The sequence below is a fragment of the Ruminiclostridium josui JCM 17888 genome (assembly GCF_000526495.1).
Taxonomy (GTDB): domain Bacteria; phylum Bacillota; class Clostridia; order Acetivibrionales; family DSM-1351; genus Ruminiclostridium; species Ruminiclostridium josui.
Window position 1 is genome coordinate 32,045 of the sequence record NZ_JAGE01000001.1, and the last position, 16,640, is coordinate 48,684.

Consider the following 16,640-nt stretch of genomic DNA (forward strand, 5'->3'; position numbering starts at 1 on the left):
TTTACCTCCATTTTTCAAGCCATTCTTTTATTCTGGCTTCATACCCATTTTGAGTTGGATTGTAGTAGATTGTTCCCTTCATTTCCTCAGGGAAAAACTCTTGCTTGACTATGTTGTTTTTATAGTCATGTGCGTATTTATATCCTATACCATATCCCAGTTGTTCCATGCCCTTGGCTGCCGCATTTCTTAAATGCATAGGAACACTTCCGGTATTTTTTGATTCTACATCTGATAATGCCTTGTTAATTGCCACATATGCCGAATTGGACTTTGGACTGCAAGCTACAGTTACAGCAGCATGAGCAAGTATTATTCTTGCTTCCGGCATACCTATCATTTTAACAGCCTGAGCTGCAGCTACTGCCACCTGTAATGCCGTAGGGTTTGCCATTCCTACATCCTCTGAAGCACATATAATTATTCTTCTGGCAAGGAATTCAACGTCTTCACCTGCATAAAGAGCTCTAGCCAAATAAAATACAGCTGCATCGGGATTACTTCCCCTCATGGACTTTATAAACGCACTGATGTTATCATAGTGTTCTTCACCGTTTTTGTCAAAACGTATAGCCTTCTTTTGGACACATTGCTCTATGGTATCAATTCCAATGTCTATTTTTCCGTCTTGCCCCAGCTCCGAGGTAAGAACTGCCAACTCAAGAGAATTCAAAGCAGTTCTGGCATCTCCTGAGCTAACCTCACAAAGGTAATCCATAGCTTCATCCGATATATTAATATCGTAGTTTCCCAATCCTCTCTCCTTATCCTCAAGAGCATATTTTAACAACTCTCTTATATCATCATTTTCAAGAGGTTTAAGCATAAATACCGTAGATCTTGATATTAATGCTTTATTTACTTCAAAAAACGGATTTTCCGTAGTAGCACCAATAAGTACAATAGAGCCATCTTCAACAAATGGAAGCAGTGCATCCTGCTGTGATTTGTTGAACCTGTGAATTTCATCTATAAACAATACTGTCCTTCCATTTGGATTCAGCAAGGTGTTTTGTGTATCAGCGGCTATTCTTTTTATATCTGCTACTCCAGAAGTAACGGCATTCAGCTTTTCAAAACTGGATTGGGTTGTGTTTGCTATTATTCTTGCCAGAGAGGTTTTTCCTGTCCCCGGCGGGCCGTACAAAATAATAGAGGTTATTCTGTCAGCCTTTATCATTCTGTAGAGCATCTTGTCCTTACCAATTATATGTTTTTGTCCCACAAATTCATCAATTGTCCTTGGCGACATCCTGTACGCTAAAGGTTGTATTCTATCTCTCATTTTGCACCTTTTATTTTGTAATTGTAAATGATTTCCATATGTCATTAACCTCCTTAACTGCCTTATCAGTTGCAGTCAAGTCCGGTACGAAACTCATAAAGAAATATGAATAACTTTCTTTTTCAAAAATGTGGATTTGCGCAGTCCCGTACAAATCCTGCTCTTCATCCTCAACTCGGTATGTATAATTTCTGACTTTTGTCCCCTTGTCCGTAGTCGTACTTTTTGATGTTTGTTTAAAACCTGTTGAAGTCATAACCGAACTTAGATAAAACTTTTCCTTATCCTGAAGATTTTTGGTTTGAGCATTATTGGGTGTAGCCTCAATCATTATAAACGCATTTGAATTAGGGTTGCTGAATTGTATAATGTTGAACATGCTGGAATCCATCCAGTATCCTTGTATCTTCAAATTCCATTTATAAGTTTTATTTACATAATTAAAAGGTTTGTCACTTGAAGAGACCCTATTATCCTCATTTTTTGCATTAAATTCACTGATTTCGTCAGCCAACTTATCCCCTGTATCACTGAATAATATTATTTTATCAACTGTATTCAGGTATTCATTTTTTGCTTTGGAATACTCATTTTCAGGAAGCTTTACTGAGATTTCATATACAAAAGACCCTTTCTGAAAATAATATTCGTCAATAACATAGCTTTTACCACCCTGCTTAATCTTGAACTTTAGGTTTTTAGCTATGGTTCCAACTAAAGTTCTTTCTCCGGTACTGACAAAGGTATATGTCTTTGGGCTAAAATTTTTATCATAACCTTTTTTAATATTTTCTACATATTGTCCTAAAGTCTTTTCTCCCAATATGTTTACAGTAATCTGCACATAGTGTTTTGTATCAAGGCCCAGAAAAGTTGTTAACTGATCTCCTGAAATCTTAAGAACATTCCAGTTAGCCGGAATATCCATAGACCATGAAAGGTACTTATTACGGGATGAAAATGAAATGTAATTATAATAACTAACTTTGCCGTTAACTACTTTTGAAAGGTCCTGTATTCCTTTTACATTGCCTTTGTATTCAAGGTTAAAGGAGTCTACAATATCTGAATAATACTTCTCTGACATCAGACGTTTTGAAGACACACTCCCATCATAGCATCCTATTGTCAAAGAGTAAAAGTACTGTCCCTTATCATATACTCTGGTTCTTGTGGGTTCATCGTATTCGGATATACCAGAGCACTCAAAGTATGGAACTTTGGCTTTTAAGTTCAAGTTAGACTCTTCTGTACTGTTCTCAAGCTTAAATGTATTTAAATACTGTGTCAATGTTCTGTTATTTTTAGCTTCAACCTTAATTTCAAAATATAATCCTCTGCCCTCGTTTGTTACCTGAATAAAGTCTGACTTGAAGCTGTTGGATATAATTCTGGAACCGGAAGGTACACTAAGACTCCATCCAAAAAAGCTGTTACCGATTTTAGGAGTGCTTATTCCGCCTGTAAGAAATGACAAATCACTCAATGCGCCATCGTCTTCAAGAACAATTTTTACTATGCCACTACTCACATCACTTTTAACCGTAACAGGAAAATTGGATGCAATAAAATCAATAGGAACCATTGTACTGTTGTTTTTTTGCGAAGGAGCAACAGACATGGTCTTTTGTTGATAGTTTGCTATGTATTCAGTTTTGCTTATAGTTATTTCAACAGTATTCCCGCCGTAAATTATACTGATACGCTCACTATCCTCGGAGTTTTTGCTTACTTCAGCGCCAATGGTATCTGCAAAGCACTCAAGAGGTACTATAAAAGTACCGTCAATAATATAAGGTGTTTCGGTTATATTAGTATAATTACCATTTACACAAATCTGATTTATGCCTGTCCTAAATTCTATTACAGTTTTGTCATCATCAGCTGCATACATATTTGAAATGCTTGTCAAAAGAATTGCCAAAACAATGAGAATACTTACATATTTCTTAATTTTCATATTTGCACGCCCTTATTCTTAGAATTATTTTTCACCAAAAGTAACAGTAATATTAAATTCTCTGTTGTCACGCTGCAATTTGAATTCAGCAATGTCGCCAGGCAGGTACTTCTTCATTTCTTCGTTGTAGTCTGTAGTTGAGTTAATCTTAACACCATTTATGGAAATCAGCCTATCGTCAACTTTAATATTATATTTCTGTGCAGGGGAGTTTTTTTCAATAGATTTTACAGTTACTCCTTCTGCGGTATTGGGTAAGCCATACAGGGAAGTTATACTGTCAGAAAAAACAAGCCCAAGATATGGACGTCTGATTTTTCCAAACCTTTCAAACTGGTCTATGGCATATTTAACAGTATCAATAGGTATTGAAAATCCCATACTCTGTACACCTATTCCTGCATAAACCCATGAATTAATACCTACAACTTCACCTTTCATATTCACCAACGGACCGCCGCTGTTTCCCGAATTAATGGCAGCATCGGTCTGCAAAAATCTATACTGTCTATTCTCAGACCTGTTCATCCCACTGATTATTCCCCTTGTAGCAGAATTTCTCAGTCCAAATGACAAAGGTGTTCCTATTGCTACAACTTCATCACCCACAGCAACTTTTGAAATATCTCCGAATGTTGCAGGTTGGAGCCCGCCTTTATCAATTTTTATCTCCGCCAAATCAAGGTCCTCATCAATAGCTTTCAGCCTTGCCTTGTATGCTTTACTATTCGAAAGCACTACAACAATACTTTCCATGTCTTTTACCACATGAGCATTTGTTATTATGTAACCATTACTGCGATATATGACTCCTGTTCCGAATATAATATTATCTGAAGTTTCATCATATTCGTAACTACTTTCTTTCAATTTACCTATAATCCCAACTACTGAAGGACTTACTTTTGATACTACATTTGAAATTCTATTCAAGGAGTTTATATCGATAGAATTGTTCTCCTGAGTAATTGAGACACCTTCCAAATAGGATGACAATGCATCAACGGATATATACTGCTTGCCTTCTATTGTCTTTATTCCGCTAGAGAATTCCTGTCCGTTTATCCTAAGGGTAGTTCCGGCTGCAAAGGTATTCGTAGTGCAAAAAGCAAAAATCAAAAGGAGTACTACGCATTTTGCAATATTGATTCTTTTCATTTTTACCTCCATATAAGTTTTCTTTTGTAAACCATATCCAAAAATGCTATTTAAGTAACATTTTATCATTATAATCTTTTGAATACAATTAGACTAATCTGTAACCTTTTTAGTTAAATTTATATGTTATAAAGAAGTTCAACTCTTTCAATTGGAACATATGCAAGACTATTATTAATACGTTTACTTTCCATAAGTGATATTGATTTCACTTTAATAATAAGTCTCTCAATATCAGTTTTTTCTGTTAAAAAATTAAAATCCTCTATTTTTACTTCTCTTGCCAGAGTTATGTGAGGATTATAGCTTCTTTCCTCTATTTGATATCCATTTTTAACCAGAATGTTTTCTAAATTATTGTAAAGCTGTTGAAGATGTAAGCTTTTTTCCAAACCTACCCACATTACACTTCTGTTTCCCTTCCTGAAACTCCCTAATTTGTCCAGCTTAAGTTCAAATTCTGAAGTCTTGGCTGCATCTCTTAATACCTGTTTTAGATTTTCAACTTGCTGAATATTTTGCTCACCTATAAATCTTAGTGTAAGATGGAAATTTTCTCTAAATGAAAAATTTCCGGATATGCAATGGGATTTAACTTCCTTTTGAATTTCATATAAATAGTCCTTTATGGCCTCGTCTAACTCAATGGCAAAAAACACTCTCATAGCAACTTACTCCATTATGTTTTAGTAATTATTATCATAAATATTTATTTTTCATTATTAATCTTAGCATATATGATGCCGCTTATTCATTATACTAAATAACTAAAAAATGCATCTGAAGCTTATAGATTCAGATGCACTAAATATAAACATTCAAGTTATCTTATTCTCACTGATTGCTTTTACCTTGTCTACAAAAATATCTGTTAATTCATGTGCAAATTCTTGGGTATAACCTTCTCCTATTACCTTACAAACTGGTTTTTCTGCGTCCGGCAATACCAGAACCCAGCCCTTATCACCCACTACTTTAACTCCTTCAAGTGTTTCAACACTGTTTGAATTTTCCTCAATAATAGCTCTTATGACCTTTCCCTTTGCAGACCAGGAGCATTTCACCTCTTTTTTTATTATATGAAAATCGGGTATCGAGTCCACTATCTTTGCAAGGCTTATGTCATTAAGCATCATATAGTCTATTATCCTGACAAAAGCTTCAACAGGGTCAAAATTCATTGCAAAGAAATCCAACATACTTTCGTCAAATTCCTCATCTAATATCTTGTTCATCAGCTCTGTTGTTGATGTTTTTGTTCTTATAACCCTTTCTTTATTCTCTCCAGCCATTTTCTCAATTACAGTACTGGCATTCAATGGCACTATAACCTTGTTGCAGGCTTTTGATTTTAAGTGAATGTATGAAATAAGTGCAATATACATGTCATCAGCTATTATCCTGCCTTTTGTATCTATAAGGAATATTTTATCATAGGAATTTGCAAAATAAACTCCCACATCAAAGCCTCCGTGCTTTACAACTTGCGAAAGAGTTTTCAAATCGGAAAAAAGGCTTTTTCTTTTATCATGGACTTCTTTTGTATTAGCAAATTCATATCGGCAATTCAACTCGTTTAATATCGTTGACACTATATTCTTCAAATCACCAGAAGGTGCTATTAAAGCAATTTTCAAATCATGTTTTTCCGCCATTGTATGGTTTATTATACTTCGAATATAAAAAACTTTGTGATCAGGTACATTAATAACTGCTTTTATTTCATCTGCCTCACATCTAGCAAAGTCTTCTCTTATATAGCAGTTTTCAATTTTTCTTTCTATATTTCTGGAAATGTTTCTTCCCAAATTATCCAAAATATCTATTACAATTTTGCCTTTTTTATTTCCTTCCGAGATATGAATTCCACCGGATAAATTGTAATAGCGTATAGCAGACCTTGTAACCGGCAACAGGCATGTTCCTAAATCGTAGGCTTCCGTACCTGCTGAAAGTACGCCTGAGATACATGAATTCTTCACCATTTTTAAAGCATCAACTTCTTCACAGCTTACAGCCAGTCCCGAACCTTTTTTACATACAGCACCATAGGCTGCAGCCAGTCTTGATGCAAATTCAGGTGTTATATCAACATTGATTTCACCTGAAATTCCTCTGTTTCCAAAAAGGTTTTTTGAATATCTAGAACCCCAAACAATGTTTGTACATACTTCCGTACCCATGTCTATATGTTTTTCCGGCCAAATTTTTATTCCGGGCTTAATTAAGGCATTTTCACCTAAAATGCAATTATCACCAACAACGGTTCCTTCAAAAGCCGCTGTTTTTTCTCTACATTTAACACTATTACAAAGTACACTACCTCTTAACTCAACTTTATTTCTCAAAATACAATTATTCCACAGGATACTCCTTTTGGTGGTGCTGCCTTCACCAATATGACATTCTTCTCCTACAACTGTATAACGCCCCAGTACACTATCATCCTTTATAACAGAATTTTTACCTATTAATACGGGAGGCTTGATAACAGCTTCTTTTGATATTACTGCTCCTTCCGAAACCCAAACCCCTTGTCTAATTTCCCGGGCATCAATACTTATGTTAACTTTTTTATCAAGAATATCAGCATGTACCCCGACATATGCATCTAAATCACCAATGTCACACCAGTAGTCTTTGGTTACAAAACCATACATTGGCTGTTCTTCTTCCAAAAGGATTGGGAATAAATCCTTACTGAAATCAAAAACAACTCCCTTTTGGAAATATTTAAGTACCTCAGGGGACAAGACATAAATACCAGTGTTTACAGTATCACTAAAAACTTCTCCCCAGCTTGGTTTTTCAAGGAACCTTCTAATTTTTCCGTCTGCATCTGTTACAACAACTCCGTATTCTATGGGACACTCAACTTTCTTTAGAACTAGTGTAGCAATAGATTTGTTCTTTTTGTGAAACTCAAAAGCCTCATGCAAATTAATATCGGTAAGGGCATCCCCGCTTATAACTATAAATGTCTCATCCAAAAATTCCTCAGCATTTTTTACGCTTCCAGCAGTGCCAAGGGGAACATCTTCTGTAAAATATTTAAGGTTAACTCCATACTCTCTTCCATCACCAAAATAATCTTTTATTTTTTCTGGCATGTACTGCAAGGTTACTGCTATATCCCTAATCCCATATTTTTTCAAAAGCTCAATAATATGCTCCATCACAGGCTTGTTGGCAATTGGCACCATAGGTTTTGGCCTATTACAGGTCAGCGGTCTTAGACGTGATCCCTCTCCACCTGCCATAATCACAGCTTTCATCAGATCCATCCTTTCAAAATGTTTTTGTATAACCTTTTGGTATGTCCAATAAAACTGCAAAATTTGAATGAGAGCCTATGGAACTGTTTTTATAATTAATTGTTCCAAATATGATAATGAAATTATTTTTACCTTATGTATAGAAACTATTCTATCTAGCTTTACGGAATATTTGGTAATGATATTTTGATTTAAAATTAAAAAAAGACTGTGCGAATATATCTGCACAGTCTTTTTTGGCTTTTTTATTTTTTTAATCAAGCTTCAGAACGCTCATGAATGCTTCCTGTGGAACTTCTACTGAGCCTACCTGACGCATACGTTTCTTCCCCTCCTTCTGTTTTTCAAGGAGTTTTCTCTTTCTGGTTATGTCACCACCGTAACATTTTGCCAATACGTCTTTTCTGAATGCCTTAACGGTTTCACGTGCTATTATTTTTCCTCCAATACATGCCTGAATAGGTATTTCAAACATCTGTCTTGGTATTGATTCCTTTAGCTTTTCCGCCATTCTTCTGCCTCTTGACACAGCTTTTTCACGGTGTACTATAAAGGACAAAGCATCCACTATTTCACCGTTTAGCATTATATCAAGCTTTACAAGGTCGGATTCCCTGTAACCGATAAGCTCATAGTCAAAGGATGCATAGCCCTTTGTTCTTGATTTTAACGCATCAAAAAAGTCATATATTATCTCATTCAGAGGCATTTCATAAGTAAGCACAGCCCTGCCCTCATCAATATAGGACATGTCCTTGTATACCCCTCTTCTCTCCTGTGACAATTCCATAATGTTACCTACATATTCTGTGGGCACCATAATTGTTGCCTTTACCACAGGCTCCTCCATCATATCAATTTCAGTAACTGGCGGAAGATTTGTAGGGTTATCTATCTCAATGACATCACCATTTGTGGTAGTAACTTTATATATAACACTTGGAGCAGTTGTAACCAAGTCAAAATTATATTCTCTTTCAAGCCTCTCCTGAATTATTTCCATATGAAGTAATCCAAGGAATCCGCATCTGAAACCAAAACCAAGAGCCACCGATGACTCAGGTTCAAAAGTAAGGGCCGCATCATTTAGTTGAAGCTTTTCCAAAGCATCGCGAAGATCGCCGTACTTTGAGCCGTCGGCAGGATAAATACCGCAGAAAACCATGGAATTTACTTTTTTATATCCCGGAAGCGGTTCTTTTGCAGGATTGTCAGCAAGAGTTATGGTATCACCAACACGGGTATCCCTTACATTCTTGATACTTGCCGCTATATATCCTACATCACCGGCTTTTAATTCATCGGAAGGAGATAGTCCTCCCGGTCTTAAATATCCCAACTCGGTGACAACAAATTCTTTTTTAGTATACATCATTCTTATTGTGTCACCTGTTTTTACAGTACCTTCCTTAACCCTCATATAAACTATAACACCCTTATAGCTGTCATAGAATGAGTCAAATATCAATGCTCGAAGAGGAGCATTTTCATCAGAATCAGGGCACGGAATCATATCAACTATCTTCTCAAGAACCTCCTCAATGTTTAGCCCATTCTTAGCTGATACCATTGGCGCCTCCGAAGCATCAAGACCTATTACGTCTTCTATTTCTTTCTTTACAACGTCAGGTTGGGCACTTGGAAGATCTATTTTATTTATAACCGGCATTATCTCTAGATTATGCTCCAGTGCAAGATAAACATTTGCCAGAGTCTGAGCTTCTATACCCTGTGCTGCATCAACAACCAGAATTGCACCTTCACACGCTGCAAGGCTTCTTGATACCTCATAGTTAAAGTCAACATGTCCGGGAGTATCTATTAAATTATAAATGTATTCATGACCGTCAGAGGCTTTATAAACCATTCTGACCGCTTGGGCCTTTATGGTTATCCCACGTTCTCTTTCAAGCTCCATATTGTCTAGAACCTGTTCCTGCATCTCTCTGGTTGTCAGAACTCCGGTCTTTTCCAATAATCTGTCTGCCAGAGTTGACTTACCATGGTCTATATGTGCTATTATACAAAAATTTCTTATATATTTCTGTCGTTCACTAGGCATTTATTACCTCCAAAGCTTTGATTCCACATAAATACAATTATGCGCATTTAATTATACCATATACTTTTAAAGGTGCAATATAGTGATTTTGTACTTATTGTCTTAAAAAACAAAGCTATAGTCACCACTTTTGCAGGTAACTATAGCTTTTGAACTAAGCTCTAAATATTAATTACTCTTTAATGTCAGTAATCTCAAAGTAATCCTGATCCTTAACCTTACTTATGGATAGGGTTACTATTGTGTCAGGTGATTTTCCTGCAGATGTAGTCCAATGGAATGTTATTTTAAAAGTACCATCTCCATTATCTTTAATATTGTATGTTGTAATCCATGGGCTGGATACTCCTGTTACCCAATCCAATTCTTCAAAGTAAGTTTTCTTAACAGCCCTTAATTGTGGTGACATAAGACCATATTGAAGTACTCCTTTACGTTCTTCTATTGCTTTTGCATATAGCTCAGCACATTCTTTTGCACTGTCAGCTCTCATAAACTCAGTGCTCTGTAAGTCAAACTGACTTGGGGCTACTGTTGATTTGGTAAAAAACCTTATTGCTTCCCCGTCATAACTTACATCCTCTTTTAGAACCTCTGAAAAAAATGTTATTGGTACATACATTACATTCTCAACTATTTGGGCCGGAGTAAGCTTTATTTTTTTAGAATCTGCTGTATAATACGTGCCAACATTATTCTTAATATATCCGCCGGCTATGCTTGCTCCTTTTTTTGAATCCCATCCTACTTTGTAGCCAAGAATTTCAGCAGCAGCTTTAAGGGGTACCATTAATACATAGTCTTTATCAAAGGTTTTAAACTGGTTTTTTATACTTATACCGTTTAATCTAATTCTCTCCAAAGCTTTTGCATTTATCATCTGATTATAGACATCATCTTTAAGCAATCCTTTAAGTTCCTTGGCAGGTATGCTGAATTTTGCTATCCCACCTGCATATGGTCTTAATTCATATAATCCAAAGTATATTACAAGGTTGTTTCCGTCAATATAAAATTTGTAATTACTGTTTGCTTCATCTACAGTAGTCTTTGCATCATCAAAATACAAATCCTTTTCTTTATCTATTGACTTCTTTATTTTATCCTGAATAACTTTCTTGTAGTTCGAGTTAGGGTTAAATAAAGAATTAAAGGTATATATTTCACCAGTTTTGGTATTCATTGTGTAAGCTTCAAGTGTAGTTGTACCATGTGCACCACCGGTGTATACATATGTATTTGTAACCAAAGAGAGAATATCTCCGCTTGTGTTATAATCATATAATGAGTCTATGGAAGCCAAAGGAAGATTTTGCTCTCTTTGGGGCATATCTTTTATGTATTCTTCTAAATACACCTGTTCTCTTCTGATATATCCGATAGAATCAAGGTTTTCGTCGTTTAGTAAATCATTGATTTTTTTAGCTGAATCAAAACCGCTTAAAACAGGATATATAATCTTAATAGAACAGATGCCATCAAGTTTTTCAATCTTTGCAGTCTCAACTTTTGCTAAGGTTTTTGAATCCGCAGCAGCAGAGGAAACACCTGGAAATAAAGTTAGTGTAATTGCAATAATGATAAAGAATAATAATGCTTTTTTCATTGTGTCAGACCCTTTCTTTTATTATGTTTATTACTTAATTTAGCTTAGCACATCCTATTGATATAATGGTAACAATATGGTTACACTACCTGTCAGCAATAAAAAAAGCTCTTATTTTCATTACACTACCCTTTAAATACTTTAAATTGAGATCAAAATATTTACCTAACAGGGTTATTCGATATATATCAGTATCAACAGGCGATATTTGCATAATTTCCATTTTGGGTTCACCATAGTAAATAAAACTTTTACTATAATCCACTGCTAAAAGTCCGAATATAAGAATCAACACAAATACTGCTGATACAAGTGTAATTTTTAATCTGTACAATCTCCTTTGCTTAAATCTTGTTTTTCTTGGCATATATAACCCCGCATTTAATGTTTTCGGGTTCAAGTCTTTATTATATCTAAACCCTTATGTATTATTTTTAACAATACGAAGTTATTTTAATCCTATTTCTTTTTGAATATAACATCATTTATAGCTTGTGCTAGATACGATGTACTGCGGACACATTCATCTATTACATTTCCGTCCCCTCCTATTTCAACTATAACCGAACCGTTTAACAAATGCTGGTTGTACCTGTTTTTACTTACGTAGATTGGCTTAGCGATTCCTGGGCAAATTTCGTTAAGTCTAGCCTGAACTTTAATTGCAAGTTTTAAATTCTCCTTCCACCGAGGATTGTTCAGCTTGGCATCTGTTCCAATAACAAACATTATTTCTGCTACATTTTTGCCGTTAATATTCTGCACTGCTCTTAGCTTTCCTTCGCTTGCAGCATCACGGTGAAGGTCTATGACCATTTTTAAAGAAGAATACTTTTCAACATAGCCTGTCAGCGTATTAAGAGACTTTATGTAGGAACTGTTGTAGTCGGCATCATGAATTGTAGTATTATGTAGAACATCTATATTATATTTTTTCAGATTATTTATTAAAGCCTCTCCCACTCTGACAACATTGTATTTATTATTGGTAGTCCTTGAAGGAGTATTGCTCTTACCAATTTCGTCCGCACTCTTTAAAAAGCACTCCGTTGTGTGGGTATGATAAATTAATATCTTGGGACCTTTTTTATCAGGAGCAAGCTTTAAAGGCTCATTTAGCAATTTCTTTATATCAATTTTTAGGCTTGTTTCGTTTTTAATGTTGATTTTTCCGCTTGAAACAATAGGATTATTATTTTGATCTGTTTCTTCTACATCCCCCTCAAAGGTTATACTGCTTGATGCCTCTTTAAATTGTACTGTAGAAGTATCTGAAGGCTTTTGTGCTAAATTTTCCTGAGGCTGTATGGATTCTGTCTGTGCATTTTGGATTTTCTTAATCTCCTGCTGCACTTTTTCAGAAGCAGGAGGCTGATACTTTTCATCGTAAAACATTTTAAAATATGGATAATTTGTATTTAATATTGTTATAGGATTGTAAATGTCAATTCCAAAAAGCTTAAAAACATACTCTTTTATGCTTTCAGATGATTGTATTGTTGTAACATTTCCCGAGCTAATCTGTTTTAAATCAATAGGTATTTTTACCTTTCCATTTGCCAAACTAAAGGCTAACCCCCCCAGTACAATACCGCCAACGGCACACAAAATTATAGGTAGCTTTGTCAGATTACCCTTATTTCCTTCCAGATAGGTATTATCGTAAATAGTATCTCTCATAGCACTGACCTCCATATCTAACAGTAAAATCCTCATAAATTTCGGGTTATAAAAACTATATTCATATAAAATAGAAATATTACTGGCTTGTACATACTTTAAAATATTTGTAACGTATTTATGGGAAATATTGTAATATATCTTAGTACTATTTATATGAATGAAGTTCTAAAAATAGTCAATTCTAAATATACCTTATAGAATATAATTGAAATGGGGGACGATATTTTGAATTTTTGCACAATTAGATGCTGCATTTGTGAAAGTGTGTTATTAAACCTTCCGGAAGAAGAAATAAGCAGGCTGAACGGACTTACTTTCAGGTGTGAAAGTTGCGGGCATAAACTTTTACTTGAAGGAAGAAATGTATCAAAGGACATTAGTACTGATACATTTTATAATCTGTATAAATATGACTTGAATATCTAACAAAACGGGAGTGCCATTACCAAACTACAGTAATGGTACTTATTTTTTATATGAATCTCCTTCCATTTGTAACTAATCCCTTATGTTAAGAATTTCTTAAGAATATTATCAATAGTTCCGTAAGATTGTACTGCTATATTGTGTATTGTAGATTATAGCTATATTTTACATTGGTCAAAATCGAAAAAAAGGATGTGATATAATGTTTGCTGAGAATAAATTGAATTGATAAATCAATTTTAGCAACATTTTTTGGGAGGTATTTTGTGAATATTCTTGTTTGTGATGATGATAAGGAAATTGTGGATGCCATCGAGATTTATCTTAAAAATGAAGGTTATTGTGTTTATAAGGCATATAACGGTTCTGAAGCCCTTTCAGTCTTTGATAATACAGAAATACATCTGCTCATTATTGATATAATGATGCCTGTAATGGATGGAATCCGTGCTACAATGAAAATTCGTGAAAAATATAATATTCCTGTCTTAATGTTAAGTGCAAAATCAGAAGACACTGATAAAATTATAGGTCTTAACATGGGGGCGGATGATTATGTAACGAAGCCCTTTAACCCCCTAGAACTTCTTGCTAGAGTAAAGTCACTACTTAGAAGATATTTATCATTGGGCAGTTTTGTAGCACAATCTGGTGTATTCAAAACAGGAGACCTTGTTATTAACGATGATGCAAAAGAAGTAAAAGTTGACGATAAACTGGTAAGGTTAACACCTGTAGAATATAAAATTTTAAAATTTTTGTGTGAAAATGCCGGAAAAGTGTTTTCAATTGATCAAATATATGAGCAAGTGTGGAATGAACCCTCCTTTTCACCAGAAAATACAGTTGCTGTCCATATAAGAAGAATTCGCGAAAAAATTGAAATCAATCCGAAAGAACCAAAATATTTAAAGGTGGTGTGGGGAATTGGATATAAAATTGAAAAAATATAGCTATTCCGTATGGCTTAAAGCTTTGGCAGTTATAGTATGTGTTGCTGGAATGCTTACGACAGCGTACGGAATAACAAAAGCCCCTTATTTTGATATAGGAATTCAGAATAAGGATTTTAAAAAAAGTATTTACCTACGGGACATTCTAAACGAAACTTACATTCAGGTTTGTGATATTTCTTTTAACTACATAAATGAAGATAATATAAAATCAGGAACCTGTTTGGATAAAAATGATATAAATGATAGAAAAGAGCAACTGCTTAAGGATAAGCAAACAGAGATTAACAGAATAAACGATTATTACCGTTCAATACTAGCTGACTCTTCAAATCTTAATGATGATTTAGATGATATTACCGAGTCTCAGCTAAAAAAAAATACTGAGATACAGAAGTTGTTGGATGAAAGAAAAAGCGAAATAGAAAAAATAGAAAATGAGTATAAAACAAAGATATCTAACATCGAAACCGATTATATCAAAGAACAATTGGCTGATTACCATATGAAACTAGATTCTCTAAATAAAATCAAAGGAATCTATTACACCGTCGTAAATAATGGTACTGTAACATTAACTAATACCAATAACAGTAATGTTACAGGTTTCTTTAATTCACTCCCTGTAAGTTTTCAACTAACTCAGCAAGCAGGAAATAATATAGACACATTTTTTTATACAGGCAATTTCCCCTCTGATACTACTATCTTTATAGGACTATCACAGGAAAGATATGATTCTGAACTCTCAGTCTATAACCATAATGTCAGAGAAGGCCTTACAGGAATAAGATTTTTAGGTATTGGAATAGTGGCCTTTCTAATTGCCCTTTCCTATATTATTTATGCCACAGGAAGAAGCACCCGTAAAGATGGGCTCCTTCTTATACCCATAGATGATATATATCTTGATGTGGCTATGGTAGTTTTAGCGGGAATTATAATACTTTGTATTGCAACATTGTTCCAATATGGAGGGTATATCATATTCAAAAACAGCTCTTATTATAATATGAACATTTTGACTGTTCTGTTATGCATTGCAATATCCTTTGGAACCCTTGTCGGAATCGTTTTTGTTACAATGTTTGTAAGAAGGCTTAAGAGGCATGAAGTTATAAAGAGTACACTTACCTACAAAGCTTTTATTTGGATTAAAGACAGCTTTTTTAAGAGATTATACGAAAAAATGCTATCTGTATATGATAACAGTCCTGCTGCAATAAGATTAATTCTGATTTTCGGAATATATGCTGTTGTCACATTAGTTGGAGTAGTATTACTGTTCACTGGATCATTTGGTATACTCTTCGGGCTGGCCCTAATGGTTGGTATTAATGTTACAGCAGTTTATTTTGTACTGACGGCCTTTAAGGCTTTAAAGGATATAACGGAAGGAGCTAAAAGAATTCGCTCTGGGGAACAGTCAACTAATATTCCACCTCAGAAAATTCCTGAGTTCAGAGAACTCTCAGAAATCATTGAGAGTATTGCTGATGGACTAAAACACGCAGTCAGCAGTCGAGTTAAAGCGGAAAGGATGAAAGCCGAGTTGATTACCAATGTTTCTCATGACCTTAAAACTCCTTTGACCTCTATAATAACTTATGTTGATTTGTTAAAAAATGAGGAACTTACTTCTCAAAACTCTCAAAAATATCTGGATATAATTGATAAAAAGTCTCAAAGGCTCAAAACATTAACGGAAGACTTGTTTGAGGCTGCAAAAGCATCCAGTGGAAGTATAGCAGTTAACCCAGAAGAAATAAATATTGTATCCTTAATAAATCAAGGCCTTGGTGAATTATCAGACAAAATTCAGGCTTCCGGTCTAAATTTCAGGACTAATTTTTCATCTGACAAACTGCTTGTCATGGCTGACGGCAGGCTTCTTTGGAGAGTTATAGAAAACCTGATTTCAAATGCTTTAAAATATGCAATGCCCAACTCCAGAGTTTATATTGAAACGTCAGATGTAAATGACAACGTAGTTGTTTCCATAAAAAATATTTCTGCATATGAATTGAATATCCCTCCAGATGAGCTTATGGAGCGCTTTAAAAGAGGAGATTCGTCACGTAACAGTGAAGGTTCTGGTCTCGGCCTTTCAATAGCCAGAAGCCTTACGGAAATTCAAGGTGGAAGTTTTTCAATCAATATTGATGGAGACCTTTTTAAAGCAACAGTTGTAATACCTAAAGCAAAATAAAATGTTGAAAGGTGTAGTTGCAA

Annotated in this window: 12 protein-coding genes; 3 read left to right on the forward strand and 9 right to left on the reverse strand. The window is 34.7% G+C overall.

All coding sequences use genetic code 11. From position 1 onward, the window contains the following. Window position 1: 1 nt before the first annotated feature. The 9 genes from K412_RS0100215 to spoIIP all read right to left on the reverse strand — a co-directional run bounded on the left by K412_RS0100215 (window position 2) and on the right by spoIIP (window position 13,026). A complete protein-coding gene (locus tag K412_RS0100215; RefSeq protein ID WP_024831230.1) occupies window positions 2–1,285 on the reverse strand; it encodes a replication-associated recombination protein A in 1,284 nt (427 codons plus the stop codon). A gap of 10 nt (window positions 1,286–1,295) precedes the next feature. Continuing rightward, window positions 1,296–3,245, reverse strand: coding sequence for a stalk domain-containing protein (locus tag K412_RS0100220; RefSeq protein ID WP_024831231.1), 1,950 nt, complete (start codon window positions 3,243–3,245; stop codon window positions 1,296–1,298). 24 nt (window positions 3,246–3,269) lie between these two features. Beyond that, entirely contained in the window at window positions 3,270–4,403 is a 1,134-nt protein-coding gene (locus K412_RS0100225; RefSeq protein ID WP_024831232.1) for a S1C family serine protease, read from the reverse strand. Window positions 4,404–4,522: 119 nt separating this feature from the next. Further along, window positions 4,523–5,068, reverse strand: a complete 546-nt coding sequence (thpR, locus tag K412_RS0100230; RefSeq protein WP_024831233.1) for an RNA 2',3'-cyclic phosphodiesterase — start codon at window positions 5,066–5,068, stop codon at window positions 4,523–4,525. 153 nt (window positions 5,069–5,221) lie between these two features. Beyond that, window positions 5,222–7,678 (reverse strand): mannose-1-phosphate guanyltransferase, encoded by a 2,457-nt coding sequence (locus K412_RS0100235; protein ID WP_024831234.1) that lies wholly within the window; start codon window positions 7,676–7,678, stop codon window positions 5,222–5,224. Between the two features lie 253 nt (window positions 7,679–7,931). Further along, window positions 7,932–9,740: a translation elongation factor 4 gene (gene lepA / locus K412_RS0100245; RefSeq protein ID WP_024831236.1), complete on the reverse strand. Its 1,809-nt coding sequence runs from the start codon at window positions 9,738–9,740 to the stop codon at window positions 7,932–7,934. Window positions 9,741–9,912: 172 nt separating this feature from the next. After that, window positions 9,913–11,346 carry a stalk domain-containing protein gene (locus tag K412_RS0100250; RefSeq protein ID WP_024831237.1) on the reverse strand — a complete coding sequence of 478 codons (1,434 nt, stop codon included), beginning with the start codon at window positions 11,344–11,346 and terminating at the stop codon, window positions 9,913–9,915. Window positions 11,347–11,431: 85 nt separating this feature from the next. Continuing rightward, window positions 11,432–11,713 carry a hypothetical protein gene (locus K412_RS0100255; protein WP_024831238.1) on the reverse strand — a complete coding sequence of 94 codons (282 nt, stop codon included), beginning with the start codon at window positions 11,711–11,713 and terminating at the stop codon, window positions 11,432–11,434. Between the two features lie 92 nt (window positions 11,714–11,805). Next, a complete protein-coding gene (gene spoIIP, locus K412_RS0100260) occupies window positions 11,806–13,026 on the reverse strand; it encodes a stage II sporulation protein P (protein ID WP_024831239.1) in 1,221 nt (406 codons plus the stop codon). 228 nt (window positions 13,027–13,254) lie between these two features. Here spoIIP and K412_RS0100265 point away from each other — a divergent pair, with 228 nt between their 5' ends. From K412_RS0100265 to K412_RS0100275, 3 genes are all read left to right on the forward strand, one after another. Then, window positions 13,255–13,455: a hypothetical protein gene (locus K412_RS0100265; RefSeq protein ID WP_024831240.1), complete on the forward strand. Its 201-nt coding sequence runs from the start codon at window positions 13,255–13,257 to the stop codon at window positions 13,453–13,455. Between the two features lie 266 nt (window positions 13,456–13,721). Then, on the forward strand, window positions 13,722–14,408 hold the full coding sequence (locus tag K412_RS0100270) for a response regulator transcription factor (RefSeq protein WP_024831241.1): 687 nt from the start codon (window positions 13,722–13,724) through the stop codon (window positions 14,406–14,408). Continuing rightward, a complete protein-coding gene (locus K412_RS0100275; RefSeq protein ID WP_024831242.1) occupies window positions 14,383–16,617 on the forward strand; it encodes a histidine kinase dimerization/phospho-acceptor domain-containing protein in 2,235 nt (744 codons plus the stop codon). Before K412_RS0100270 ends, K412_RS0100275 begins: the two co-directional genes overlap by 26 nt. Window positions 16,618–16,640 lie beyond the last annotated feature (23 nt).